At 40.2% G+C, this 25,893-nt stretch carries 23 protein-coding genes; 12 read left to right on the top strand and 11 right to left on the bottom strand.

The features are described 5' to 3' along the window. Nucleotide 1: 1 nt before the first annotated feature. Nucleotides 2–1,012 (bottom strand): glycosyl hydrolase, encoded by a 1,011-nt coding sequence (locus tag HH214_RS03550; RefSeq protein WP_169606036.1) that lies wholly within the window; start codon nucleotides 1,010–1,012, stop codon nucleotides 2–4. Between the two features lie 177 nt (nucleotides 1,013–1,189). Here HH214_RS03550 and HH214_RS03555 point away from each other — a divergent pair, with 177 nt between their 5' ends. Both HH214_RS03555 and HH214_RS03560 read left to right on the top strand, forming a co-directional pair. Beyond that, nucleotides 1,190–2,755, top strand: coding sequence for a PQQ-dependent sugar dehydrogenase (locus HH214_RS03555; RefSeq protein WP_169606037.1), 1,566 nt, complete (start codon nucleotides 1,190–1,192; stop codon nucleotides 2,753–2,755). A gap of 134 nt (nucleotides 2,756–2,889) precedes the next feature. Then, nucleotides 2,890–4,413, top strand: a complete 1,524-nt coding sequence (locus HH214_RS03560) for a L,D-transpeptidase scaffold domain-containing protein (RefSeq protein ID WP_169606038.1) — start codon at nucleotides 2,890–2,892, stop codon at nucleotides 4,411–4,413. A gap of 91 nt (nucleotides 4,414–4,504) precedes the next feature. On the opposite strand, the gene HH214_RS03565 is transcribed toward HH214_RS03560, so the two are convergent. The 5 genes from HH214_RS03565 to clpB form a co-directional block, all read right to left on the bottom strand. Next, on the bottom strand, nucleotides 4,505–5,317 hold the full coding sequence (locus HH214_RS03565) for a murein L,D-transpeptidase catalytic domain family protein (RefSeq protein ID WP_248282196.1): 813 nt from the start codon (nucleotides 5,315–5,317) through the stop codon (nucleotides 4,505–4,507). Between the two features lie 299 nt (nucleotides 5,318–5,616). Beyond that, nucleotides 5,617–6,156, bottom strand: a complete 540-nt coding sequence (locus HH214_RS03570; protein ID WP_169606039.1) for a ferritin — start codon at nucleotides 6,154–6,156, stop codon at nucleotides 5,617–5,619. A gap of 126 nt (nucleotides 6,157–6,282) precedes the next feature. Beyond that, nucleotides 6,283–6,654 carry a hypothetical protein gene (locus HH214_RS03575; RefSeq protein WP_169606040.1) on the bottom strand — a complete coding sequence of 124 codons (372 nt, stop codon included), beginning with the start codon at nucleotides 6,652–6,654 and terminating at the stop codon, nucleotides 6,283–6,285. A 265-nt stretch (nucleotides 6,655–6,919) separates the two neighbouring features. Next, nucleotides 6,920–7,924 (bottom strand): YhdH/YhfP family quinone oxidoreductase, encoded by a 1,005-nt coding sequence (locus HH214_RS03580; RefSeq protein WP_169606041.1) that lies wholly within the window; start codon nucleotides 7,922–7,924, stop codon nucleotides 6,920–6,922. Between the two features lie 140 nt (nucleotides 7,925–8,064). Further along, nucleotides 8,065–10,656, bottom strand: a complete 2,592-nt coding sequence (gene clpB / locus HH214_RS03585) for an ATP-dependent chaperone ClpB (protein WP_169606042.1) — start codon at nucleotides 10,654–10,656, stop codon at nucleotides 8,065–8,067. Nucleotides 10,657–11,039: 383 nt separating this feature from the next. On the opposite strand from clpB, the gene HH214_RS03590 reads away from it, so the two are divergent. Beyond that, on the top strand, nucleotides 11,040–12,368 hold the full coding sequence (locus HH214_RS03590) for a sensor histidine kinase (RefSeq protein WP_169606043.1): 1,329 nt from the start codon (nucleotides 11,040–11,042) through the stop codon (nucleotides 12,366–12,368). A 264-nt stretch (nucleotides 12,369–12,632) separates the two neighbouring features. Continuing rightward, nucleotides 12,633–12,758, top strand: a complete 126-nt coding sequence (locus HH214_RS22210) for a hypothetical protein (RefSeq protein ID WP_256367683.1) — start codon at nucleotides 12,633–12,635, stop codon at nucleotides 12,756–12,758. Here the strand turns inward: HH214_RS22210 and HH214_RS03595 are convergent. Next, the gene (locus tag HH214_RS03595; protein WP_169606044.1) at nucleotides 12,755–14,179 is read right to left on the bottom strand and encodes an ATP-dependent DNA helicase; all 1,425 of its coding nucleotides are present in this window, start codon (nucleotides 14,177–14,179) and stop codon (nucleotides 12,755–12,757) included. The two genes, HH214_RS22210 and HH214_RS03595, sit on opposite strands and share 4 nt — an antisense overlap. Before the next feature lie 66 nt (nucleotides 14,180–14,245). Between HH214_RS03595 and HH214_RS03600 the strand changes: the two genes are divergently transcribed. The 5 genes from HH214_RS03600 to HH214_RS03620 all read left to right on the top strand — a co-directional run bounded on the left by HH214_RS03600 (nucleotide 14,246) and on the right by HH214_RS03620 (nucleotide 17,487). Next, entirely contained in the window at nucleotides 14,246–15,058 is an 813-nt protein-coding gene (locus HH214_RS03600) for a DUF3822 family protein (RefSeq protein ID WP_169606045.1), read from the top strand. After that, a complete protein-coding gene (gene rsmD / locus HH214_RS03605) occupies nucleotides 15,034–15,579 on the top strand; it encodes a 16S rRNA (guanine(966)-N(2))-methyltransferase RsmD (RefSeq protein ID WP_169606046.1) in 546 nt (181 codons plus the stop codon). Before HH214_RS03600 ends, rsmD begins: the two co-directional genes overlap by 25 nt. Nucleotides 15,580–15,643: 64 nt before the next feature. Beyond that, on the top strand, nucleotides 15,644–16,123 hold the full coding sequence (locus HH214_RS03610) for an HPP family protein (RefSeq protein WP_169606047.1): 480 nt from the start codon (nucleotides 15,644–15,646) through the stop codon (nucleotides 16,121–16,123). A 3-nt stretch (nucleotides 16,124–16,126) separates the two neighbouring features. Next, the gene (locus tag HH214_RS03615) at nucleotides 16,127–16,519 is read left to right on the top strand and encodes a DUF1622 domain-containing protein (RefSeq protein ID WP_169606048.1); all 393 of its coding nucleotides are present in this window, start codon (nucleotides 16,127–16,129) and stop codon (nucleotides 16,517–16,519) included. 104 nt (nucleotides 16,520–16,623) lie between these two features. Beyond that, nucleotides 16,624–17,487, top strand: a complete 864-nt coding sequence (locus tag HH214_RS03620; RefSeq protein ID WP_169606049.1) for a glycoside hydrolase family 16 protein — start codon at nucleotides 16,624–16,626, stop codon at nucleotides 17,485–17,487. Between the two features lie 188 nt (nucleotides 17,488–17,675). Here HH214_RS03620 and HH214_RS03625 read toward each other — a convergent pair whose 3' ends face one another. From HH214_RS03625 to HH214_RS03635, 3 genes are all read right to left on the bottom strand, one after another. Next, nucleotides 17,676–18,578 carry an MBL fold metallo-hydrolase gene (locus tag HH214_RS03625; RefSeq protein WP_211166301.1) on the bottom strand — a complete coding sequence of 301 codons (903 nt, stop codon included), beginning with the start codon at nucleotides 18,576–18,578 and terminating at the stop codon, nucleotides 17,676–17,678. 116 nt (nucleotides 18,579–18,694) lie between these two features. Further along, nucleotides 18,695–21,103 (bottom strand): ABC transporter permease, encoded by a 2,409-nt coding sequence (locus HH214_RS03630; RefSeq protein ID WP_169606050.1) that lies wholly within the window; start codon nucleotides 21,101–21,103, stop codon nucleotides 18,695–18,697. 26 nt (nucleotides 21,104–21,129) lie between these two features. Further along, nucleotides 21,130–21,885 carry a peptidase associated/transthyretin-like domain-containing protein gene (locus HH214_RS03635; protein ID WP_169606051.1) on the bottom strand — a complete coding sequence of 252 codons (756 nt, stop codon included), beginning with the start codon at nucleotides 21,883–21,885 and terminating at the stop codon, nucleotides 21,130–21,132. A gap of 137 nt (nucleotides 21,886–22,022) precedes the next feature. On the opposite strand from HH214_RS03635, the gene HH214_RS03640 reads away from it, so the two are divergent. Continuing rightward, nucleotides 22,023–22,361 (top strand): PadR family transcriptional regulator, encoded by a 339-nt coding sequence (locus HH214_RS03640; protein ID WP_169606052.1) that lies wholly within the window; start codon nucleotides 22,023–22,025, stop codon nucleotides 22,359–22,361. Further along, a complete protein-coding gene (locus HH214_RS03645; protein WP_169606053.1) occupies nucleotides 22,358–23,026 on the top strand; it encodes a hypothetical protein in 669 nt (222 codons plus the stop codon). Before HH214_RS03640 ends, HH214_RS03645 begins: the two co-directional genes overlap by 4 nt. A 91-nt stretch (nucleotides 23,027–23,117) precedes the next feature. On the opposite strand, the gene HH214_RS03650 is transcribed toward HH214_RS03645, so the two are convergent. Then, on the bottom strand, nucleotides 23,118–25,163 hold the full coding sequence (locus HH214_RS03650; protein WP_169606054.1) for a M13 family metallopeptidase: 2,046 nt from the start codon (nucleotides 25,161–25,163) through the stop codon (nucleotides 23,118–23,120). Nucleotides 25,164–25,372: 209 nt separating this feature from the next. Between HH214_RS03650 and HH214_RS03655 the strand changes: the two genes are divergently transcribed. After that, nucleotides 25,373–25,846: a ribonuclease H-like YkuK family protein gene (locus HH214_RS03655; RefSeq protein ID WP_169606055.1), complete on the top strand. Its 474-nt coding sequence runs from the start codon at nucleotides 25,373–25,375 to the stop codon at nucleotides 25,844–25,846. Nucleotides 25,847–25,893 lie beyond the last annotated feature (47 nt).

The following is a 25,893-nucleotide window of genomic DNA, read 5'->3' on the forward strand; positions in this document are numbered from 1 at the left end:
TTCAGGGGTGCAACAATTTTTGCGCCACTTCATCATGGCTTAAAGCTTGCGGCAAATTGTAAATTTCTTTTGCCCTTCCCGCTGGGTTATCGGTCCACAACCAGCTGGTCCAAACCATAAACCAAGCCCATTGAGGTTGCGCCTGCAATATTTCAGGCTTAGGCAGTTCGCCTACTTCGGTTAAAGCAATCAGCTTACCATGCGCCAACTGCAATAGTTTATTATAATCGCTTTGGTCATAATCAAAGTGATATACATCGGCGCCTAATATATCCACGTAAGCGGCTCCGGGGTAATAATCAGCATAATTATAAGCTTCATCCTGAGGAATGTCGCGCAAGCCATTAGCTCCCCATATCCAGATCAGGTTATTTAAATGATGGTAATTGGTGTAACGATCATACATCATTTTCCATAATTTATTAATCCCGTTTGAACCTTTACGATTTCCCCACCAAAACCAAACCCCATTCATTTCATGGTAAGGTCGCCATAATACCGGTACATGGGCATCTTGCAGTTGTTTTAAATAGCCTGCTATCTGGTCAATCTGGGCTAACCAATGTTGGTTTAAAGCCGTACCGGGAGTAACCAGTTCCTGCCACTGTACATTGGTCAGTTTCCCCTGCACACTTTCTTTCCAACCATATGGAGGGTTATCAATTGGTCGCCCCTGGTGCCACATTAAGGTAACCAGATAACCTTCTTTTGATTTTTTGATAGCCTCAGCTACAATTTGAGGACCATTATCCTGCGTACCCGACAAAATGAAATCTGTTCCCCACAAGGCTGGCATTTTACCCGTAATATGACGGGCACTATCCGAAAACGCATTTAACTGTTCATTATAATTATGCTGACCAGTAATAATGTTTTTGCCTTTAATACTATATAAATAGCGAAGCAAATTTTTCACTTCGGTGGTTGCATGAGAGTTTACCGGCGCTATGCTTTGCGCCCACCCAACCAGTCCTGATGTTAATAATATCAATATGAATAAAGCTCTTTTCATAAGTTACATTGTGCAGGCACTAAATTAACAGTCGTACTGATCTCTATTTAATGGATAAACGGCATTTGTGCGTACACTTTTAACATGCTGAATGCTTTACGTTAAACTAACACCTACGAGAAGCCTTACTCCTAAAAATTGTTAAAACATAATGCTGCTCTTCAGGTATTTAACTTAATGAATAAAAATTTAACAATAACTATATCCTGTTTATTAATACTACTTACTAACTGCTTACAGGCACAGCAACTACTCAGCACAGCTATGCACGAAAAGTTTGCTGTTCGGATGGTAGCTAACCAGCTAAGTGACCCGTGGGAGATCATTTTAGGTCCCGACCAGCAGCTGTGGGTTACTGAAGCACATGGCTACAAGGTAAGCCGCATTAATCCAACCAGTGGAGCAAAAGAGGTTTTGCTGGATATTAGCCATGATCGAAATTTCCCGCGCTATGATAAACTGCCTAAATCTGCAACCGGTGGTAAGCCTTGGCCGCAGGGTGGTTTAATGGGTATGGCCCTGCACCCACGATTGCTTAGTGGCAAACCTTATGTATATTTATCATATCTCTATTACTTTGCCGGAGCAGATAGCACTGGTTCGGGCTGTAAATTGAATACAGGCGGCTGTTATTTTAAAACCAAAATTGTACGCTATACCTATCATGCGCAGGCGCACCGCTTATCTGAGCCAGTCACCTTATGTGATACTATTCCAGGCAGCAGTGACCATAATGGCGGCAGACTGTTAATTGCACCGGTTAAGGGTAAAAGTTATTTGTTTTATAGCATAGGCGATATGGGCGCCGGGCAGTTTGGTAATGGTGGCCGCCCCAATCATGCTCAGCAAACGCAAGTTTACGAAGGCAAGATTTTACGCTTTAATACCGAGCCAGATCAGGATGCAAAAACCTTCGACCGATGGATACCGAATGATAATCCTTTTAATAGTAGCCGGCAAAATGCGGTATGGAGCTATGGGCACCGTAACCCGCAAGGTTTAACTTATGCCGTAATTAATGGTGTTGGACGTATTTATTCATCTGAACATGGCCCCTACTCTGATGACGAAATTAATATTATTGAAAAAGGTAAGAACTACGGGCACCCATTAATTATTGGTTATGCAGATGATAATTATAATGGCTTAGCTGCCAGTGTATCTGACAATGCAAAATTGCCTGGTCGTTGGCACACGACCTATCCTACTATTGGTAGTGAAACGGAGAACGCTCAGCGCATTGGTTCAGCTAATTATCGTAATCCTATCAAAACGCTATACCCGAATAGCCATGAGTTTTTAGTAAACCTGTTCAATAAAATAAGCAGCGGCAGCCATGATGGTACAGAATGGCCTTCAGAAGCCCCCAGCAGTATTGCGGTTTATACTTCGGCAGCCATACCAGGCTGGCAAAACTCAGTACTACTGCCTACATTAAAGGGCGGCAAATTGGTTAGGTTGAAGCTTAATGCTGCCGGGAACCAAATTGTTAGTGATACCCTGAACTATTTTAAAGGCAATGTACGATACCGGGATGTAGAAATCTCGCCAGATGGTAAGAAAATTTACTTAGCGCTTGATAGTGGTGCTGTTAGTTCCGGCCCATCGGCTGAAGACCCACATCAAACTAGTTATCGGGGCTGTATATTGGAATTCAGCTATTTAGGACAGGATAATGATTCTAATTCAAACCATCCACAAAAACCATCAGGCGAAATGCGCAATCCTGAACGGGAGGAATAGCAATAGTTATTAAGTAACTTAATTTTATCAGCATAGTTAAAAATATTTAATGGTCACCTGAAGTAATGGTATAGGTATTGCTTAGATATGTCGGATATAATTAACTACTTATGATACGAGATAATACTTTAACAATGAAGAACCGCTTTATGGCCCTAACGTTGGCTATATGCGCCTTGTTCATCATTACTTTTGAAAGCTGTAAGAAAAAGCGGACCGATGTTGGGCAAAACCTTTATAATTTAAGCCACAACAAGGCTTTTAATAAAGTTACACCAGAAGGCTTTAGCACGGCATTACAACAAGCCTTAACTGAGCAAAAATCAAAACTGAGCAACCCTAGCCTAATTAGCGGCTATTATGCCCAAAATGAATATGACCCTTCTTTAGTACTTGATCACCTGAAAGATAATCAGTTAAAAAGCATGGCCATCTATCTGCAACGTTCTGGCGAACATGGCTTGGATCCGAAAATGTTTCAGGCAGCGCAGATTAATGAACTAGTTAATAAATTGTATGATAAAAAGGGTATTAAAACTACCGACGAAGCTTACCAGACTGTAGCTAAGCTGGAAGTTATGCTGTCCAATTCTTTAATCAATTACTCTAATACTTTGCAGTATGGCGTAGTAAGCCCACGTAAAATTTACGCACGTTATTTTACAGAAACTAAACGTCCGGACAGTGCATCCATGTTGCGGGTATTTACTACCAATAACTTAAAAACATATTTGGATAGTATTCAGCCTAAAAGCCCGGCTTACTTGGCTTTACAAAAAGCTTTGAAAAACGGCGTACAAGTACCAGGCATGACACCTGAAGAAGCTGACCGTACGTTGAAAGTGAACCTGGAGCGTTTACGTTGGAAAAACAAGCCATCTCAAAATGAATATGTACTTGTAAACATTCCTGATTACCGCTTGGATGTAATGAATGATGGTAAATCTGTTTTAAACATGAAGGTTTGCGTGGGCGAAGGTCGCAATGTTGATCGTTCTAACACGCTGGTTGAATATGATGAAAGTGATAAAGTGGACCGTCCGTTTTCGCGCGAAACACCGCAGCTGAATAGTGTAATTTATGCTGTACAGGTGAATCCAGTTTGGAACATTCCGCAAAGTATTGCTAACAAAGAAATCATTAAAGCTGCGCAAGATGATCCTTATTACTTGTCGAACAAAAACATTGATGTTTATAAAAACGGTAAAAAAATTGAAGATCCGGAAACTATCAACTGGGCCGATGCTGTAGATAACAGTGCATACGCATTTAAACAGCGCCCGGGTGATGATAATGCCTTAGGTAAAATCAAGTTTTTATTTAAAAACTCAAGCAGCGTTTATTTACACGATACACCAGCTAAAGCCGCTTTTGGTAAAAATATGCGTGCAGTAAGCCATGGCTGTGTACGTTTGGAAAAACCATTAGACTTGGCCCATGCCATATTTGGCGACAGTGATAAGTATCAGACTATTTCTAATGATATGAATGCAGATAATCCTGATCCAACAAATTTATCAACCCCTAAAAAGATGCCGGTGTATATTACTTATATTACCTGCTGGCCTGATGAAGCTGGAACGCTGCAATTCAGACCCGACGTTTATGGGTTAGATGTAGTGTTGTTTGCACATTTAAACAAATACCTGACTGCTTAATAAACCCGAGCAAGCGTCGTATGTAGGCACATAAAAAAAGAGCCTGATTGATAATCAATCAGGCTCTTTTTTTATAGAGATAATATTAAAACTACATTACTGCTTTTGATACCTGAGTTAAAGACTCATTTACCGGTGAAGCAAACTGAGCCATAAAATTGTCGTTCAGATATTTTGAATTATAAGCATTGTTATTAGCATGAATGTACAACATATTTTTGCCTTTAATGAGGTCAATAATTTGGTTGGACACTTCAGGAGATACAGCAGGGCAACCAAAGCTACGGCCTAATCTACCTATTTGATTGATAGTACTTTGGCAAACGTATGCAGCTGAGTGTAAAACGATGGCACGTGAACGAGCATTGCTGTTAAAACCTTTATCCATACCATCCAAGTGTAATGAACGGCCATGTTTACCCATGTAAACATCATCAGTTACGTAAAAGCCTAAGCTGCTTTCATGTGAATCGGCATTGTTAGAAAAACGGTTGGCAAACAAATCACCACTACCTTGACCGTGAGCTACCCAGGTATTTAATACCAATTGGCGTTTTAGCACATCCACAATCCACATACGTTTAGAAGAACTTGATTTGTCAAAATCAACAATGGTAATAACACTGCTATTATCAGCTAACTTGTTTTCACCTTTCAAGTTATAATAACCAGTAAGCGCTTTTTGAAAAACAGTGTAATCTAAACCTGAAGTAGCTAAGTCAGCAGCTTTATAGATATCGTTCACATAGGTAACGAAAGCTGTAGTAGCGGTTAATTTCTTCATGCTCAGCTTAGCAGATGCAGCAGCCGAAACTGACTTGTGTGCTGTAGCTGTTCTCCAACTGGTAATTACAACAGTCAGAATTAAAAGTATACTTGCAGACCACCAAAAACTTCTTCTCATATAATGTTGATTAGTTTAAACTAGTTAGTAAGTAAAAGGTATACTCAAATAATTTCGGGAAGATTTATAAGCGATTTTGTATTACAAATATAATCAGGTTTTATTAATATACAAGTCATACAAGTATCATTAATTAACCTATGGTTAAGCCTATAAACTTATTGATCCTTTTCTTACTTTACAGCTTCATACGTATATATAAGCAACATGTTGCTTATATATTGGGTAATCAGGCTTAAATATCAACTATTATATAGCATAAAAAAAGCCGGAAATTTAAGGTTCCGGCTTTTGAATTTTTATTCGCCTGCGGTTTCGCTATCGTATTTAATCTTATTAACGTGCTTGTCAATTTCCCAGCGGCCGGTGCCTTCTTCGCCAATCACCTCAAACAACTCCAGCGCACGTCGTGCTTTGTACTCTTCTTCGCGTTGTTCTTTCATGAACCAATTCAGGAATTCAAAAGTGACAAAGTCCTGCTCACGCATACAAGCCGCAGCAATGTTTTTGAATGATTGGGTAATGGCTACTTCCTGCTCCAAAGCATCTTCAAATACTTCACGGAAGGAGTTAAATTCTTGTTTAATATTATTGATTTCAGGTGATATTGCTGTACCACCCATATCTAATACATATTTGTATAGCTTCAGTTGATGATAACGTTCTTCATCCGATTGTTTGAAAAAGTATTCTGACGAGTAATCAAATCCATTACGGTTGCACCACGAAGCCATAGCCAGGTACAGTGATGATGAATGAGCTTCTTTTTTAATCTGTTGGTTTAAAAGTGACTCTATATCTTCCGATAGCAGACATTTGATGCGCATTATATCTTTCATAATGTATAATTCTAATTATTGTACAAAATATCTTGTACAATAATAGTGCTACTTATATAAACTATGAAAAATAAGCGTAATATGAAATAAATCTAATTAAGCTATGTGGCGGTAATGTTTAGTAAATTAAACAACCGTACGGTACAATCGGTCGTGAATAATCTGGTTAAGCTCCAGCATAGCAAATGTACCCTCCAGCAGTTGTTTTAGCGAAATGATTTGCAATAGATTAAGCAAATAACAATGGTTGCAGGCACAAATAAATACCAGTTCAATTTCGGGCGATTTACTGGTATCCAGTAACAATTGCTCTATATCTACCCGGTAAATTGACTTTTTTAACTTTAACAAGCTACGGTAATCAAACCGAACCAGCTTGCCTGCAAAATCAATATACCAACATCCTTCACGATCGCTTTGGTAAACAGCACCGCATGGCGTACTGAACACCTCAGTATATGTATAAGTAGAACTAATTGCCAATTTCGCCGCAGCCATCACCGACAAATTTAACACTATTTAGAAGTAGTCCAAATAAATTAGGAAATTTTATGGATGTATCGTTACACAATATATAGCATGTTATCCTGTTATGCTGGGACATGCACCAGTAAGTTAGATGTTTGTGCAGGGAAGTACCTATCTCGTAATTTTAATACACGTTTTTCAATCTGCCTGGTAGCAATATGCTCAAACTTACAGATACACTCATATAAATTATCGTATAACTGTAAGCACATTTTTTCAGCTGTTAACAGCACTGCTAACTATCAGTATTATGTTTTAAAACATAGCGGCCTTTAGCTTTGCCCTGGTAAATAGCGTCCAACTTTTCGGGTAACTGCGTTAATGATATTTCCTGAATCAAAGCATGCAGATTGGCAGGTTTCCAATCAGTAGCCAATTGTTGCCACAAGTACTGGCGTAGCTGCATAGGTGCCTGTACGGAATCAATACCAACCAGGCTAACTCCCCTGAGTATAAATGGGAATATACTGGTATTTAAATCGGCCGAAGCTACCATACCGCAGCAGGTAACTGTTCCGCCATAGTGCGTAGCCTTTAACATAGCCGACAGGATAGCACCGCCAACAGTATCGATACCAGCTGCAAATGCAGGGGTAGTTAAAGGTTTGCTGTTGTAACGCTGCGTAAACGATTCGCGGGTAATAACGCTTTGCGCACCCAAGGTATCTATTAAAAACCCATCTTCCTCTTTGCCTGATACTGCAGTAACATCAAAACCCAGCTTTGCTAAAATAGCAACAGCCATACTACCTACTCCACCCGTTGCACCGCTTACCGCCACTTTGCCTGTAGCTGGTACCAACCTTGCTTTTAACAAGGCCTGTACCGATAAAGCAGCGGTAAGGCCAGCTGTACCAAAGCACATAGCTTCCTGCATAGATAAGCCGTCGGGCAAGGCAACTGCCCAACTAGCTGGTATGCTAATGTATTCGCCGAAACCACCCCAGGTATTCATGCCCAAGTCAAACCCGGTAACTAACACCTCTGTATCTACAGCAAACTCCGGCACTTTTGATTGTACAATTACACCAGCCGCATCAATACCCGGCACATGCGGGTATTTCTTGGTAACACCTTTATTGCCTGTGGCCGATAAGGCGTCTTTAAAGTTAATGGAAGAGTACTTAACCCGAATCAGCAAATCATTATCAGGTAACTGATTGGTATTTACTTGCTTGATTTCTTTCACATACATGCCATCCTGTTCAGTAATCAGCAAGGCATTAAATAACTGTTCCATAGATAAGTTTTAGTAAAGGTGCGATAATACACAGGTAAAAGCAAGGCACTAATGGCTTTAACTAAAAAGGGAGCTGTCCGTAGGCAGCTCCCTTTTTTAACACCAGTATTAATAATTCGGTTAAGAAAATTTTCAGAAGATTATTCGTTTAAGAACACGAATTGGTTATCAAATATATCCAGCTTGATGTGGGTATCTTTATCCACTTTACCGGCCAGAATCTGTTTAGACAACTCATTCAGAATTTTCTTTTGAATAACTCTTTTCAGCGGACGAGCACCAAACTGCGGGTCGTAACCTAACTGAGCCAGCCAATCTAAAGCTTCGGCCGATGCATCCATGTGGATACCCATTTCGCTTAAGGTGCTTTGTAAGCCTCTAAACTGTAGCTTCACAATATCATTGATTTCATCACGGCCCAGCGGAGTAAACATGATGATTTCATCAATACGGTTCAAAAACTCCGGACGTATGGTTTGTTTCAGCAAATCAAACAACTGGCTTTTGGTTTTGGCAATCACTTCTTCTTTATCGTACTCATCATAATTCTGGAAGTTTTCCTGAATTAGATGCGAGCCGATGTTTGAGGTCATGATTACTATAGTATTCTTGAAGTTTACCACCCGACCTTTGTTATCCGTTAAGCGGCCATCATCCAGCACTTGTAATAAGATATTAAACACATCCGGGTGAGCTTTTTCAATCTCATCCAGCAAAATTACACTGTAAGGTTTACGACGCACAGCTTCGGTCAGTTGACCGCCTTCATCATAGCCTACGTAGCCCGGAGGCGCACCAATTAACCGGCTTACGGCATGGCGCTCCTGATACTCTGACATATCAATACGTACCATTGATTGTTCATCATTGAACAGAAACTCGGCCAAGGCTTTAGCTAACTCAGTTTTACCAACACCGGTAGTTCCCAAGAAAATGAACGATCCAATTGGTCTGCGTTTATCCTGCAAGCCCGCACGACTACGACGTATCGCATCACTAATCGCCTCAATAGCTTCTTCCTGACCAGCTACACGTTTATGTAGTTCCTCTTCCAGATGCAGCAACTTCTCGCGCTCGCTCTGAATCATTTTACTTACCGGAACACCTGTCCAGCGTGATACCACACCGGCAATATCATCAGCAGTAACTTCTTCTTTCAGCATCCGGCTGTCGGTCTGGTTAGTCTTTAAAGCATCTTTCAGTTTCTCTACTTCCTCCTGTGCTTCACGGATGCGGCCGTAGCGCAATTCGGCTACTTTGCCATAATCACCAGCACGTTCGGCTTGTTCAGCTTCCAGTTTGTAGGCTTCAATAGCTTCAATTTTCAGGTTAATGCCATCTACCAAATCTTTTTCGCTTTGCCATTTAGCCCGCAACGAGTCGCGCTCGGCAGACAGGTTAGCAATTTCCTCGCTCAGGTCTTGCACCTTACGTTCATCGTTTTCGCGTTTGATAGCTTCGCGCTCAATTTCCAGCTGCATAATGCGGCGTTCCAACTCATCCACCGCTTCGGGCACCGAATTCATTTCTAAACGCAGTTTAGAAGCAGCCTCGTCCATTAAGTCAATAGCTTTGTCAGGTAAAAAGCGGTCGGCAATGTAACGTTGCGACATTTCAACCGAAGCAATTATAGCTTCATCTTTGATGCGAACTTTGTGGTGAGCCTCGTAACGTTCTTTCAAACCACGTAATATCGATATCGCATCAGCAGCGTCTGGCTCTTCCACCATTACGCGTTGAAAACGGCGCTCTAACGCTTTATCTTTTTCAATATACTTCTGATACTCATTCAAGGTAGTAGCACCAATAGCTCTCAATTCGCCACGGGCTAGGGCTGGTTTCAGAATATTGGCAGCATCCATAGCGCCTTCTCCCCCACCTGCACCTACCAGGGTATGTATCTCGTCAATAAACAAGATGATTTCGCCATCACTTTTAATCACCTCGTTTACTACGGCTTTTAAGCGCTCTTCAAACTCACCTTTGTATTTGGCACCGGCAACCAGCGCCCCCATATCCAACGAGTACACGGTTTTGGTTTTCAAGTTTTCGGGCGCATCGCCTTTAATAATTCGGAAGGCAATACCTTCAGCAATAGCAGTTTTACCTACACCAGGCTCACCTACTAGTACCGGGTTGTTTTTAGTACGACGTGACAAAATTTGTATTACCCGACGTATTTCTTCGTCACGACCAATTACCGGATCTAACTTACCTGACTCAGCATATTCATTCAGGTTACGAGCATATTTGTTTAAAGCATTATATGTAGCTTCAGCATTTTGGCCAGTTACTTTGCTATCGCCACGCAAGCTTATAATAGCCGTTTTTAAATCTTTTTCAGTAACGCCATAATCTTTCAGGGCACTACTGGTTTTATCATTAACAGAAAGTATCCCGAGCAAAATGTGCTCTACTGATACAAACTCGTCTTTAAATTCTTTTAAATAGCTCTGTGCTTTCTGCAAAGCACTATTAGTGTTTGATGATAAATAAACATTACTGCCACTTACCTTCGGGAATGAAGCAATTTGCTCATCCAAAGTAGTATGTAAGCGGCTGATGTTTACATTCAGTTTTTTCAGCAAATAGCTGATGATGTTTTCATCAACCAGTAACAAACCTTTCAGCAAATGAGCATTCTCAATAGCCTGCTGCTGATTACCGGTTGCAATTTCAGAAGCCTTTTGCACGGCTTCCTGTGCTTTGATGGTAAAGTTGTTAAAATTCATGGTACACTATACTATTCAAATTATTTGCCACAACTGCTTTAATGAAAAAAAGTCAGGCAAAAACAAAGTTCACAGCCATTTTGACAACATATCCGAACCACTATAGTCAGCTTATGAAATATAAAAAACAATATGGCTTAGTTAAGCGTAGAAACAATATCTACCCTTATGAAACCATGAAAAAGATATTTACAGGCTTGTTATCATTATTAGTGCTGATATTTTTCATATTAACTTATATCTTCACTATTAAAGATGTTAATTAGAGTAAGTTATATAAGAACGTACTCTAATTAATCGATTGATGATTAAAAATATTTATCTTATAACTTAGTTCAGGTTGTTAGAAAACCTATATTTTTGATACATCAAGTTAATAACTATTGAAATCGTTTTTTTTCAAAAAAATATATTCGCCTTGCTATACTGATTTCCAGAATTATTATACGCTGCAAAATCTGGAAGCTATACGTAATGGCAGCTTGGTATTTTTTATTCTGAATGCCGGCATACGGTTATTTTATATACTTTTTCCTGAAGGATTCAGGCATGCTCCTAACATAGTACCTTATAATATTACCAACTGGATATTTGTAAGCATTACGCCATTGTTTTTTATAGGGAGCCAAGCCTTAATCAAAAACTACAGGCATAAAAGTAAGGCAACTGTTTTAACATTATCCTTTACGCTGGCCTTTGCCTTATACATCATTTTAAGTGGTATGGTATGCAGTTTTATTGCCATGCACAACCCGCGCAACACCTTAACGCTTTACTTAATTGGCTTGTTAAGCATTAGTGTATTATGCGTGTTTGAGTACCTGCATGCACTGTTGCTTACTATAACCACAGGCGCTTTTTTTACCATCTTCCTTTTTTATGTAAAGCATGATGCGGCCGAACGCATTTATAATGAAATTACATCGATTATTGTACTGAGTACGTTTTATCTTATTTCGCGCTACATCTATACCTTTAAAGCCAACCATTATAATCACCTGAACGAAATTACCCAGAAGAATAGCGAGATTGAAAAAGCCAGCCGGTTCAAAACTGAGGTTTTGGGTATGGTCGCTCATGATTTACGCAACCCCATAGGTGCTATTGAATCATTAACCATGATGATGGAGCTGGATGAGTTGGATGATGATATGCAGGATAACGTTAATATGATTAAAGCATCCTGTGTAAAAGCCCGAACGATTATTAATGATTTGTTGGATGTGGCACGTAATGAAGACCCAAGTTTAATGGAACTGGTTCATTTGGATGTGAATGAATTACTGCTAAGCTTTGTAAAGGACTGGAACAGCCGCAAAAACAGCAATGAAGTAGTTTTTATAGCGCCCGATTACCCGCTTTATGCCGATATTAATCCTGAAAAGTTTCATCGGGTGATAGATAATTTGGTAAGTAACGCCATGAAGTTTTCGGTTGATGGTGGCAAGATTGAGATACACCTGCATCAGCAGAATAAGTATATTTACATTGAGGTAAAAGATTACGGTATGGGTATTCCTCAACACATGCTGCCTTATATTTTTGATCGTTTTTCAAAAGCTGGGCGTACCGGTATTCGGGGAGAACAATCAACCGGATTGGGTTTGAGCATTGTGCGGCAAATTGTTGAAAATCATCACGGCAAAATTGAAGTAAGCAGTACCGAAAACCAAGGCTCCTCCTTCAAAATACAGCTTCCACAACCTGCATAACACTTGTTAATAGTAGTACTTTGTGTACTAGAACAATGTACATGCTTGCATACATTGTGCTGCTTAATATACACTCAAGTTGTCAACTTTTATTTTTAGCTAAACAGCTTCTTCCAACATTCTGTGTTGAGTTACAATCAATACTAAGTATCAAGTAATAAAATTTCAACTTTCCACTCATACATGTAAATATTGGTATAAATTTTAATAATTAATTGACATAATCAACCAATTAACCATTATAAAATCACCATTACTTAATTTATGAAAAAGGTATTTAATACTATACTTTTTATATTTTCAATTGTGCCTTTATTGATTTCTATTTTCTTTACCATTAAAGATCGGGAACATTACTATACGCACATTCATGACCACATGCCTTTTTAATCTTCAGCCGGCGTTTGATAGAACTTATCGTTAAAGTTAACCAAAAACAATTCGGTAGTTGCACGAGTGCAAGCCGTATAAAACCAACGTAAAAAGTCGGTATTTACCATTTCATCGGTTAAATATCCCTGGTCAACAAATACTGCTTCCCATTGGCCGCCTTGAGCTTTATGGCAAGTCACTGCATAGGCAAATTTAATTTGTAGGGCATTGTAATAAGGGTTCAATTTCAGTTCTTTAAGCTTGGCTCTCCGGCTTGATAAATGCTCATAATCTTTCATCACCTCCAGAAAAAACCTTTTCTGATCAGTAGGTTGCAATGCTGGTGCATCTGAGTACAAAGCATCCAGTAATACTTTACATTCAATCACCGGATCTTCTGCATAATCAATAAACTCCAGTTGCACATCGGCAAACCTGAAGCCATACATATCTTCAAAGCGCCGTACTTTCTTAATACGCGCTATATCACCATTAGCTATAAACCCGGTACTATCTTCTTCATGCTCCTGCATCCAAAAGTAATTGTTACGCACCACCATAATCTGGTCGCCGCCGGTCAGCTCCTCTTCCCGCATTAAAATACGGTTGCGTATCTGCCGATTATACAGGTTAGCATTTTTGTTTGACCGGCATATCACCAACGAACTTTCATGACCATACTTGTGGTAAGCGTAGTTCAGCCCTTCTTCCAGCCTATCGCCACGCATACGATACACATCCTTATAGCCCTTAGTCACAATTTGAGGAATGCTCTCTTCTTCACGCCGGATAATTTCACGTACCGACGTTACATTATGCAGTATGCCCGAGTTTTTTTGCTGCCGCAATACCTCAGTGAGTTCATAACTAAAAATTTCCAAGCCGAACTCATCTTTAAGTATCTGAGCATCCAACGCCGGACTGTACACTGAACCTACTGGCGGCAACTGGGCTGTATCTCCCACCAGCATCAGCTTGCAATTTTTGAAGTTATAAACATAATCAACCAAATCGCGCAGCAGAGTTTCATTATTATTTCCGCTCAAATCATCCGATATCATGGATGATTCATCAACAATAAACAAGGTATTTTCGGATGTATTTGCCGACAACACAAAGGATTCATCAATGTTCATGGCCGACTTTTTACGGTATATGCGCTTGTGGATAGTAAAAGCTTTACGGCCCGAATAACCAGTAATTACCTTAGCGGCCCTACCGGTAGGTGCCAGTAATACTGATTTCAGACCATAAGCCCGCAACGCTTTTACCAGCGCGCTCAGCACGGTAGTTTTGCCCGTACCGGCGTAGCCTTTCAATAAAAAGCATTCGTAACCGTTGTTGCTTTGCAAAAACTGATGTAACTGATTAAATAGCTCCAATTGTTGAGCTGTAGCCTGATGCTGAAATACTTTACTAATCTGTTCTTGAGCGGGCATGGTTTAAAAATGAGGCAGCGTACTGCCACAAAACAATGAAAAAATAGTTACTTTTGTTCATTACTCATGAACGATACATTAATAAATTATACAGATCCAGTTTTTAATCATGAGCAAACCAGCGCCTGCAATCTGCTGCTGCTGATTGATGCAGAAACCTTTTCGCTGGCTATAACTAACCAGGAAAAGCTCTTGGTATGGGCTCAGCAATGCCCTTTACAGGAGTTAACACAACCCAACCAACTGCATGCCCTACTTACCGCACCTTACCACCAAGTTATTACCGGATTGTGCGCTACCGGTTTTACCTTAATACCCGAACCTTTGTATGATGGCCATGATGTAAGCGCCATTGCACGTTACTTGGATGTACAGCCCCATGAAACGGTACTGGCCCAACCACTTGACCATGATAACCGCGTTATCTTTAAAACTACGGAAAACCTGATGATGGCTATCGCCCGTTTTGATATTCAAAAGGCCCTTTTTGCCCCATCAGGATGGATTCAGGCTATTGCCGGCAGCAATCCTTCAGGCTATAATCTGTATATAAATATTAACGTAAATTCGTTCGATTTGGTGTATTTCAGGCAGGGAAAAGTATTGCTTTTTAACACGTATGAAATCACCCACGAAGATGAATTAACTTACTACACGCTCTTTACTGTTAAGCAGCTAAAACTGGATCCGGGCACTTTAAGTGTATTCCTGAGCGGGATGACTGAAATGGACGAGCAGTATTTCAGTCGCTTATCTACCTTCTTCAGCCGGGTGATATTGAGCCCAATTAACGTTTTAAACATACCACAACTGTTACCAGCCCATCAATTGCTATCACTTACTGCTTTAAGCTTATGCGCATCATTGGTGGACGCTTAAAAGGGCTGCGGCTTAACCCGCCTAAAAATTTGCCGGTAAGGCCTACTACCGATTTAGCCAAGGAAGCCTTGTTTAACATCCTGCAAAACCAAATTGAATTGGAGGGGCTTAAAGTGCTTGATTTATTTAGCGGTACCGGCAACCTGGCACTGGAGTTTGCTTCACGCTATGCAGAAAACGTTACTGCAATTGACCGTAGCATTCATTGCATCAATTACCTGAAAGATACTGCCCGCCAGCATGGCTTAAATCAAATTACTACGTTTAAGGCTGATGTGTTCAAATACCTGGAACTGGAAAGCGAAACCTACAACCTGATATTTGCCGACCCACCTTACGATTTGAACCGCATACCTGAACTGCCTAAGGTAATATTCCATAAAAACTTGCTGCTGCCCGGCGGTTTGCTGATTGTGGAACATCAATCGATGCAAAATTTGAGCAACCATCCTAACTTTACTGAGCAACGCCGGTATGGGCATTCTTCATTCTCATTTTTTGAGATGCCGGAAAACCAATAGTCTTACCGCCATCACCAAACATTTTACGGGTTGTAACATTACTTAACAAAGTAATATGTAACGTATGCGCAACCGGTACAATTTAAAAACTGAAGTTTCATTGGCACTACTGCCTACCCTAACCATGGCTGGCGTACTGTTCTTATTAGAAGCTTATAGCAAGCAACATCTGCTTTTTGCTTCGCTGGCTTCCAGTGCTTTTTTAATTTATATCGACCCGCAGCATCCTACCAATAGCATTTATACGCTGGTAATGGCGCAAGTTTCAGCTGCCCTTATTGGGGCTGGCGTTTTAAAACTTGTAGGGCCAGGTTATACATCAGCCATACTGGCTATGGTACTTGCCATTGTATTTATGGTGCTTGTTGGTGTAATGCATCCGCCAGCTGTATCTACAGCCTTAACATTTGCTTTTTCTACTGGTAAAACCCTCCCCTTGTTCATGATTGCCTTGGGCCTGCTGGTTATATTGGTAGTTTTACAAAAAGTATCTGTATGGTTGATTAACAGAAATGTACCAGCCAATCCAATTAGTAAGTTATAAAACATGAATCCGACTCCGGGAGTAGAAAACCTGATTATGAACCTGGTGCAATGGTTGCGGCTGGGTGTTGAAATTACCGGCGCCTGTACTATCGGTATTGGTTCAGCTATTTCTTTGTTCCGTTTTGCCAAAGCTTTAATGGTAGGTAAAGAAACTGACTTCAATGCCATCCGGCTCACACTAGCCCGCTACCTGGCCTTAGCACTTGAGTTTCAATTAGGCGCAGATATTCTTTCCACGGCTGTTGCACCTAGCTGGCAGGAAATAGGAAAGTTAGGTGCTATTGCAGTTATTCGAACAGGGTTAAACTTTTTCTTATCTAGAGAAATGCAGGAAGAAAAGAAAGTTTCTGAAGGCGAATCGCAAGTGGAAACTAAAGCAGCCAATATAAGCTAACATTTAGCTATATAACGTTGCTCCTTTAACTCAGAATAATTTATGGAATAGTGTAGGTTGCACTAAGTTTATTTTGCTTTTTTGCAATATCTATTTATTATACCATGAAAACCTATTGTTTACTGCTGTTAAGTAGCCTTTTTGCATTCTCCGCATTAGCACAAAAGAAGGTTACTAAAACCGACACCCTGTTATTTGAAGATTTTAATGAAAGAAATCTCAACCGTAATCGCTGGAATGTAGAAGTTACGGGCCATACCGTAAACAATGAGCAGCAGGCTTATGTTGATTCGGCTACTACCCTTTACCTGGTACGTGGTAAAGCTGCCGAAGGTGCTAAAAATGGAGCCTTAGTTATTAAAGCACTTTATCATCCGGGATACACGAGCAAGGAACAACATAAATATGATTTTTTATCTGGCCGCATTAATACACAGGCCAAGTTTGAGTTTACTTATGGTACAGCCTCAGCACGCATGAAAATGGCTACAGGTGCCGGTATGTGGCCAGCCTTTTGGGCCTTAGGAGAAGGTAAATGGCCCGATTGCGGTGAGATCGATATGATGGAAACCGTAGGTGATTCATCATGGGTGAGCCATGCATTGCATGGACCAGGCTATTTTGGTGATACGCCTATTGCCTATCGCGCACACTTTCCGGCAGGTACTGATGTAACCCAATGGCACGTGTACTCGGTTGATTGGACACCCGATAGCCTTATCTTTAAAGTAGATGGTAAAGTAACTTATACGGTAACCCGCACTATGGTTAAAAAATATGGCCGTTGGGCGTATGACAATCCAAAATTTATTATTCTGAACTTTGCTTTAGGTGGCGGTTACCCTAACGGAGTTAATAAAGTAACTACACCATACTTTGGTTTGTCACAAACCAGCGTTAACCGCATTAAAGCCGGCCAAGCCAAAGTTTTAGTTGATTGGGTTTTAATAACCAGAGCTAAGCAATAAAGCTTATTGCTTTCTTTATAACATATAACATCATGCTGAATCTAGTTCTCAGTATGATGTTATATGTAATTTAAAAGGTTGTACAATTAATAAAGTAGTTCAGAAACTACTAAAAGCTTCAAATGTATTAAAGCCCTACTTTTTTACTTTCTTTACCAGAGTATAAACCCCAATAGCCAGTAAGCCAGCTACTGATGCTGCCAGTACCGGATTAAAAAGCTCAGGTGGTACGTATTGAACACCGTGCTTGTTAGTTTTGGCTGGCTCTTTAACATAACGGCCTTGGCTTGGCTTAGCCACTTCTTCTCAAAATGGCTCACCAGATAGTTTAGCCCCTCAGTAAGTTCCTGTCCATACATAGGTTTACCATGCCCGGTAGCTGCTATTGCCGGATGCAAATCACGCAACTTTTTAACGGAAGCGGCAGCAGCAATCCAATCAGGTGTAAAATATTTAGGCGGACCCGATACTACTTTTTTCTGTGCAGCTACAGAAAAGGCCGACTCTTGCTTGGTAGTTACAAACGCATCGCCCGCAATTAACAGTTTATCCCGCCCTCTGAATAGGGAGATATGCCCTGGTGCATGGCCAGGTGTAAAAATAAAATGCCAGTCAGGCAGAAAAGGTAAGCTACCGTTTTCATCTAAAGCATGTACCCTATTACCTAAATCAATAGGCTTTTTAGGATAGAGGATAGACATGGCACTCATCAAACCGCCACCTACCATAGGGTCGGGCGGTGGATAAGCCGATAAGCCGGTTAAATAAGGAAGTTCCAGTGGATGAGCATATACTGGCACATCAGTCCATACCTCCAGCAACTGCTTCAAGGCACCAATATGGTCGAAGTGGCCGTGTGTTAATATAATAGCCTGTGGCGGATTGTTTTCGCCAAACAACTCGGCCGCCATCTTTTCTATTTTGCCAGCAAAACCTTTAAGGCCGGCATCTACCAACACCCATTGGTTATTGTCTGTAGCAATCATATAGATATTTACAAAAACAATTTTTGTTCCCCATACACCTGCTGCTACTTCAAAGTAGTCTTTTTCGTCCGTACTATCCGATGCATTTAAAGTTAGCGTTGCCATAGTTTGCTGTTTATGTTTTAACACGATATAATGAGGCAAGTTTTAAATGAAATTAATTAGCAAAATTCTGTTAAGGTCATTAAACACATACTTTTTATACCAATCATTTCATTTATTTATTCACTGCGCAAGCTTTTAACCGGATTAGCTACGGCTGCTTTAATTGATTGTGAGCTAACTGTACCAAAAGCAATTAACAAAGCCCCCGTTCCTGCCAACAAGAATATCCACCAAGACATATGTTGCCGGTAAGCAAAGCCCTGCAACCATTGGTGCATAGCTAACCAAGCTAATGGTGCAGCAATCAAAATAGCAATAATCACCAGCTTAATAAAATCACGTGATAGCAGTAAAACAATGGCACTAACATCTGCACCTAACACTTTTCGGATGCTAATTTCTTTAATACGCTGTTCGGCTGCATAAGCAGCCAGGCCAAACAAACCTAAACAGGCAATACCAATAGCTAGCATTGTAAATGCCAGAAACAATTTACCCATGCGCTGTTCAGACCGGTACAAGGCATCAAAATCAGCATCCATAAACGAGTAATCGAAATGTTGGTTAGGTGATAATGCTTTCCACTGTTGTTCAATTTTAGCAACTAACTCCTGTACGTTCGTGGTGTTAAGGCGTACGCTCAAAGCACCATAATCATCACCCAAGGCCATTATTACAGGGCTTACATTATCACGCAACGAAGCAAAATTAAAATCTTTAACTATCCCAATTACCCTGAACTCCTTGTTATGTACTGGCGAGAAGTAGTATAGCTTTTTATCAAGTGCATTTATACGGTCTCCTATCCTGCGGGCTGCCGCTTCATTAATAATAACTCCTGAAGAATCGGTTAGTAAGCTTTTGGAAAAGTTTCGCCCTTGTAACATGCTCATCTTCATGGTTGGTATATAATCTGCATCAACAGGCCATATTTCGGTAATGGTAGCACTTTTCGGTGTGGCCACCTGGGTGGTAAATATCTCATCAGGGTTGCGGTTGCTACCTGTAGGTATATAGCCGCTTAAAGTGGCATTTTCAACCCCTGTAAGCTGCTTTACTTCCTGCTTAAAAGTTTTAGCCTGTTGATTGAGTATCTGTACATTTTTAACTACTAACACTTGGCTACGGTTAAAGCCCAGATTTTTGTTTTGAATGTATTGAAGCTGATGATAAATGACTAGTGTACCTATAATTAAGAATATAGAAATAGCAAACTGAAAAACCACCAAGAAGCTACGAAAACCACTATTTTTGAATCCGGTTGCTAACTTCCCTTTCAGTACCTGTACTGGCTGGAATGCAGATAAAAAGAAAGCAGGGTATGCACCTGCTAAACTGCCAACCAGCAAAACTACAAACAACAGTACTGGTATTAACACGGCTACCACATGCCATGATACGGCTAAGCTTTTTCCCGAAACCTGGTTAAACAATGGCAACATTAACCAAGCGGTACCTGCTGCTAATAACGTAGCCACCAAGGTTACAATTACCGACTCAGCCATAAACTGCACAACCAAACTGCTGCGCGAAGAGCCTAATACTTTACGTACACCTACTTCGCGGGCCCGATTAGCTGACCGTGCCGTAGCCAAATTCATGAAGTTGATGCAGGCAATCAGCAATACAAACAGCGCAATGGCCGAAAATATGTAAATGTATTGCATGCTGCTGTTTACCCCCAGCTCGTACTGCCGGTTAGATTGCAGATGGATGCTGGTTAATGGTATTAAATTCATTTTGATGTAATTGCCCGTTTTGTTCAGATTATCTAAATCCATGTTGGCATCTTTCTCCAGAATTACTTTTTGTATAAAAGCATATAACTTAGAGTTCAATGCCAAATAGTCGGTATTAGGCTTTAATAGCACGTAAGTATTGCAACTGTAATTAAGCCAGTTGGTTGATTTGTTCTCAGGGCGCGAAGCCAGCGATAAAAAGAAGTCAAAATGAAAATGTGATTGTTCAGGTATGTCCTGTATAACGCCAGTTATTTTGTAAGGTGTCTGATCGTTAACCATCAGTGTTTGCCCTACCACTTGCGTATGGTTAAAGTAGCGTAATGCGGTAGATCGGGTAATCACCATGGTATTGGGTTCGGATAAAGCTGTTTTTGCATTACCTGCTATTAGGGGTAAAGTAAATACCTGAAACAAGCCGGGATCACTGTACACCACCTTTTCTTCCTGCACACTTTTGTTATCTTTTTTGATGCGCACGCCATAATCATGATATAAGCGGCAAGCTTTTTCTACCTCCGGAAAGTTGTTTAGCAAAGCACTTGCTAAAGGTGGCGGTGTTATAGCTAATGCTGAAGTAGTACCACCAAACTTAATATCGGTATTGATCCTGAATATACGATTGGCGTTTGAGTTATATCGATCATAACTTAGTTCATCCACTACGTAAAACATAATGAGCAAGCAAGTAGCTAAACCTAAAGCCAAGCCCAGAATGTTAATCAGCGTAAAAGCTTTGTTTTTGCGTAAGTTACGTAAGGCTGTTTTAAGGTAATTTCTGATCATAGCGGTGTTGTGATACAGGTATGTACTTATTCTGGTTTAATAAATTCAGTATAACTATTTTTGATATATAGCATTAGCTCATAATCCGTCATCATTTTAATCTGCGTTGCTGATGGACGGTATTTATCTATAAACTTATCCAGCGAATCACCTTTAAGCGGTGTTAATGCCATGACCCGCTGGCGCGAAAATCCACGGCTTACATATTTGTATTGTTCATCCACAATTAATGTTTTTTGCAGTTTTGAAACTGGCGCTTTCTTTTTACCAAAAAAGCCTAGTACCTGCAAAAGATTCACACTGGCGATGGTTGTCGTATTGTTAGGATTGTTGATGTAATTATCAGGCGTGTACGCGAGCTTGGCATTGTTGATAAACATATCCTTTACAGTAGGAGCTTTGTAGGTAAATACTGAGGCAAACATTCGCCGGTTAGCAATCGAATCTTTTTTGTAATTACGGGTACCTTTTACGGTTACTGGTCTCAGCACTACCGAAATTGGTTCCAGATACACTCGTATAGTATCCGTAAAAACTTGGCGTGTAAGCAGCAAACGATAAGACTTATAGCCTACATGAGTAATACTTACGGTGTCTCCTGCGTGAAAGCTTGGTAAACTAAATTTGCCTTCGGCATCGGTTAACGTAGTATTAAAGGATGCTTTTACTGTAGCCTGTGCAACAGGCATGTGGGTGATATTATCTCGTACAGTTACGTGAATATCTTGGGGCAGTAGCGAACCAGATATTACCATCAGCAACAGTATGCCCACAACTTTCATTTCAGATGAGTTTTAGGTTAACAACACTAAGGTAGCGTATAAGCCTTTGTGAATTACAACCTTAACATTTTTTAACAACATACCTAAAATCAATAGGTAAGATTGCTACATATGTAATTAAATTATAATTTTGCTACATGAATAACAGTTCATTGCTTAAAGGCACATTGCAAACTATTATTTTAAAGCTACTGGAAGATAGCGGACAAATGTATGGTTATGAAATTACGCAAAAGGTGAAAGAGCTAACCCAAGGCGCCGTGGTACTTACTCAAGGTGCCTTATATCCTGCCCTGCACAAGCTGGAAGCTGAAGGCCTATTACAAACTTATACAGAGATTGTAGATAATCGTGTGCGTAAATATTACCGCCTTACGCAAGATGGTAAGAAAGATGTAACTATTAAGCTTGAAGAAGCACAAGCATTTATTCAGCAGTTACAAGCCTTATTAAATATTAAACCTGCCTTATCATGACCTATACTACTGTACAAGCTGAAGGATTGAAGAAATACTTGCGTAGCATACTCCGTTACCGTGAAACATACGAAGAAGTGTACGACCACGTACTTACAGCCTTAACTGCCAAACCAGATTCCATCTCGTTTGAAGAAGCGGTAAATACTATCTTAAAAGATGATTTTGGCGGAGCTAATAGCCTGCCTGATATGGAGAAGAGATGCCATAAAGCAGTTATGATGGATATGCTGCGCAAACAATGGTTTTATGTAAAAGCTTACTTCATATCATCTAAAATAATTTTTACCATACTGCTTACACTGGCTACTTATAGCCTAGTTGTACTGCTTAATGCATCTAACTTCATATGGCTTTGGCTATACCTGATCCTTACTGTATTAGTCACCCTCATTATCATGATCAGGTACTTTAGTGTGGGCTATTATTTTAAAGATACTAAGCGATCTATCCGCGATAAAATTAGCGAGGAAATTGCGGGACGGCCTCTGTTCTTTTACAATATGGGTGTTATGTTTTTATACAGCACCCGGAAACAACATTATAAAAGCCTTCCACCTGTTGATCCATTTTTGCTGACCGCTTTTATTGTGATTAACGTTATTTATATCTTATCATTCATTAGGCTAAGTCAGGATGAGTTTCAATTATACATTACCAAATGAATAATTGAAACTTTGAGAAAATTAAAAACGCTGCTCATTAAGGCAGCGTTTTTAATGAAAAAACTTAGTAACTCAGTAACTGAATCACCAGTTACCAGATTTTAATACGTTGGTTTTCTGGCTTGTACAACTTATCGCCAGGTTTAATACCAAAAGCATTATACCAAGCATCCAGGTTAGATATCGGACCATTTACGCGGTACATAGCCGGTGAGTGCGGATCGGTATTGATACGCATACGAGCTGTTTCATCGCGGTTTTTGCTTCTCCATATTTGCGCTAATGATAAGAAGAAACGCTGATCGGGCGTAAAGCCATCAATCTTTTCGTTGCTTTGTCCTTGCTTAGTTTTTTTGAAGGCCGCATAAGCAATAGCTAAACCGCCATTATCTGCAATGTTTTCACCCAAGGTAAGGTTGCCATTTACATGCATGTTATCTAAAACGGTATAACCATCATATTGCGTAGCAACGGCTTTGGTTTTAGCTTTAAACTTAGCTTCATCCTCTTTAGTCCACCATTGTTTCAGGTTACCATCTTTGTCGTATTGGCTACCTTGATCGTCAAAACCGTGGGTCATTTCATGGCCAATTACCATACCTATACCACCATAGTTAATGGCATCGTCGGCATCCTTATCAAAGAACGGGAATTGTAATATACCAGCCGGAAATACAATTTCGTTAAAGCCTGGATTATAGTAGGCGTTCACAGTAGGCGGCGTCATGCCCCACTCTGTTCTATCTACCTTTTTACCTACTTTATCAATCTGCTCTTTATAATCGTGTTTTGAGATCGACTGCATATTGGCGTAGAAACCGTTCTTGTCAATATCTACGTCATCGTACTTTTTCCAATGGTCTGGATAACCAATTTTTTTGATAAAGGCAGATAATTTATCTTCTGCTTTTTTCTTGGTTTCAGGGCTCATCCAATCCAGCTTCTCGATACGGTCATGATAAACGCTTTGTAGGTTATTTACCAATTCAGTGATACGCTTTTTGGCTTCAGGTGTAAAGTATTTTTCTACATACAGTTGGCCTAACAATTCACCCAAACCACGATCAACGGTAGATACCATCACTTTCCAACGTTCTTTTTGCTGTTTCTGCCCATATAAGGCTTTACCGTAAAAATCAAAATTAGCATCACGGAAAGCTTTGCTCAAATAAGGTGACGAGGTGCTCAGCGCCATAAAGATTAGCTTGTTTTTCCAAACGTCAATAGGCTGTGATTTCAGGAGCTGATCTAAAGCCACATAATATTTAGGCTGCCCTACCAATACGCTGTCAGAATTGAAACCCATGCGCTTGAAAATATCTTTCAAATCCATGTCAGGTACCTGTTTCTGCAAATCGGCTACGGCAAACTTGTTGTAGTTTTTAACCGGATCACGTAGTTCAACCGGCGTAGAGTGTGATTTAGCCAATTCAGTTTCCAGCTTCATAATGGCATCTGCATTCTTGGCAGCAGTAGCTGCATCAGTGCCCGATAAGGTAAACAGCTTGGCGATATAAGCAACGTAGGCTGCCCGTATCTTTTTAGTAGCCTCATCCTGGTTGAAGTAATAATCACGGTTAGGCAATCCTAAACCTGACTGACCAAACTGCGGCATATTTTTAGTGCTGTTTTTATCGTCAGGGCCTACGTAAAAGCCTAACAAGTAACCATCACCATCTTTAAAGCTATCAGCTACATAAGTCAATAATTCCTTATAATCTTTCAGAGCATTAATTTTAGCTAAGGTTGGTTTTACGGGTGAGTAACCTAGTTTTTCAATAGCTACGGTATCCATACCACTTGCGTATAAGTCGGCCACCTTTTGCTCTTTGCTTCCTTTATCGTTGCCTTGAGCCGATATATCTTCCAGAATCTGGTGCAGATGTTTCTGGTTGTTGTTGTACAGCACGTTAAACGAGCCCCAACCAGTTTCAGAAGCAGGTATGTCAGTCTTTTTTAGCCAGGCACCATTGGCATAATCAAAAAAGTTATCGCCAGGTTTAACCGTGGTGTCCATACCGGATTTATCAAAAAATACGGTAAGCTTAGGCTCCGTATCTGCCGGATTTGGTTTGTGAGAACAGGCTGCCAGTGCCAGCATGGGAGCGGCCAGCCATAACCAATTATTGGATTTCATTTTAGGATATAAATTTTTTACTAAAAGTGCATAACCCATAACATTAATGCAAATAAATACGCATTTAATGTTAACACAACTTGAATTGTTGATAAACAACCTCCTGTTAACAAAAAATTTATCCTAAATGCATCTTTATGTCAATCAATATCGCTTATTTTTATAGACCCCAAAAAGGTCATCAAAAAATCTAACTAAAAAACATTTTTATGACCTGGAGAAAATTTAGCGGTGAAATACTGCGTACCCCTATTCTGGAAGAAGTTGAACATACTATTGAACGCGAAACTACCTTAGGCAATAAGCTTAAAGTTTGTATCGGTACCGACTCGCAGGTAAAAGGCGATGTGACCGACTTTGCTACCGTTATTGTTTTTTTGCGCGAACAGCGTGGTGGTTTCATGTATATTCAACAAGAACGTACCTCGCAAAAGATGAGCATTAAAGAGCGTATGCTGAGTGAAGTACACAAATCTATCGACATTGCTTACAAACTATGCGATTTGCTGGATTTGTATGATGTCGATTTAGAAGTACATGCTGATATTAACACTAACCCTATGTTTAAATCAAATCAAGCCTTGCATGAAGCTATGGGTTATATTTTAAGTATGGGATTTGTATTTAAGGCTAAACCTGAAGCTTTTGCCAGTTCTTACTGCGCTAATAAAATGGTGCATTAAACCTGTAGGTTGATCCACAACGAAACAGTTGCTTTACCTGGCTGTTG

Source organism: Mucilaginibacter robiniae (assembly GCF_012849215.1).
In the GTDB taxonomy this organism is placed as follows: domain Bacteria; phylum Bacteroidota; class Bacteroidia; order Sphingobacteriales; family Sphingobacteriaceae; genus Mucilaginibacter; species Mucilaginibacter robiniae.

Bases quoted from the DNA above. Each gene is read 5' to 3' on its own strand.
- HH214_RS03550 (WP_169606036.1), bottom strand. From the start codon at position 1,012: ATGAAAAGAGCTTTATTCATATTGATATTATTAACATCAGGACTGGTT.
- HH214_RS03555 (WP_169606037.1), top strand. From the start codon at position 1,190: ATGAATAAAAATTTAACAATAACTATATCCTGTTTATTAATACTACTT.
- HH214_RS03560 (WP_169606038.1), top strand. From the start codon at position 2,890: ATGAAGAACCGCTTTATGGCCCTAACGTTGGCTATATGCGCCTTGTTC.
- HH214_RS03565 (WP_248282196.1), bottom strand. From the start codon at position 5,317: ATGAGAAGAAGTTTTTGGTGGTCTGCAAGTATACTTTTAATTCTGACT.
- HH214_RS03570 (WP_169606039.1), bottom strand. From the start codon at position 6,156: ATGAAAGATATAATGCGCATCAAATGTCTGCTATCGGAAGATATAGAG.
- HH214_RS03575 (WP_169606040.1), bottom strand. From the start codon at position 6,654: ATGGCTGCGGCGAAATTGGCAATTAGTTCTACTTATACATATACTGAG.
- HH214_RS03580 (WP_169606041.1), bottom strand. From the start codon at position 7,924: ATGGAACAGTTATTTAATGCCTTGCTGATTACTGAACAGGATGGCATG.
- clpB (WP_169606042.1), bottom strand. From the start codon at position 10,656: ATGAATTTTAACAACTTTACCATCAAAGCACAGGAAGCCGTGCAAAAG.
- HH214_RS22210 (WP_256367683.1), top strand. From the start codon at position 12,633: ATGAAAAAGGTATTTAATACTATACTTTTTATATTTTCAATTGTGCCT.
- HH214_RS03595 (WP_169606044.1), bottom strand. From the start codon at position 14,179: ATGCCCGCTCAAGAACAGATTAGTAAAGTATTTCAGCATCAGGCTACA.
- HH214_RS03600 (WP_169606045.1), top strand. From the start codon at position 14,246: ATGAACGATACATTAATAAATTATACAGATCCAGTTTTTAATCATGAG.
- rsmD (WP_169606046.1), top strand. From the start codon at position 15,034: ATGCGCATCATTGGTGGACGCTTAAAAGGGCTGCGGCTTAACCCGCCT.
- HH214_RS03610 (WP_169606047.1), top strand. From the start codon at position 15,644: ATGCGCAACCGGTACAATTTAAAAACTGAAGTTTCATTGGCACTACTG.
- HH214_RS03615 (WP_169606048.1), top strand. From the start codon at position 16,127: ATGAATCCGACTCCGGGAGTAGAAAACCTGATTATGAACCTGGTGCAA.
- HH214_RS03620 (WP_169606049.1), top strand. From the start codon at position 16,624: ATGAAAACCTATTGTTTACTGCTGTTAAGTAGCCTTTTTGCATTCTCC.
- HH214_RS03625 (WP_211166301.1), bottom strand. From the start codon at position 18,578: ATGGCAACGCTAACTTTAAATGCATCGGATAGTACGGACGAAAAAGAC.
- HH214_RS03630 (WP_169606050.1), bottom strand. From the start codon at position 21,103: ATGATCAGAAATTACCTTAAAACAGCCTTACGTAACTTACGCAAAAAC.
- HH214_RS03635 (WP_169606051.1), bottom strand. From the start codon at position 21,885: ATGAAAGTTGTGGGCATACTGTTGCTGATGGTAATATCTGGTTCGCTA.
- HH214_RS03640 (WP_169606052.1), top strand. From the start codon at position 22,023: ATGAATAACAGTTCATTGCTTAAAGGCACATTGCAAACTATTATTTTA.
- HH214_RS03645 (WP_169606053.1), top strand. From the start codon at position 22,358: ATGACCTATACTACTGTACAAGCTGAAGGATTGAAGAAATACTTGCGT.
- HH214_RS03650 (WP_169606054.1), bottom strand. From the start codon at position 25,163: ATGAAATCCAATAATTGGTTATGGCTGGCCGCTCCCATGCTGGCACTG.
- HH214_RS03655 (WP_169606055.1), top strand. From the start codon at position 25,373: ATGACCTGGAGAAAATTTAGCGGTGAAATACTGCGTACCCCTATTCTG.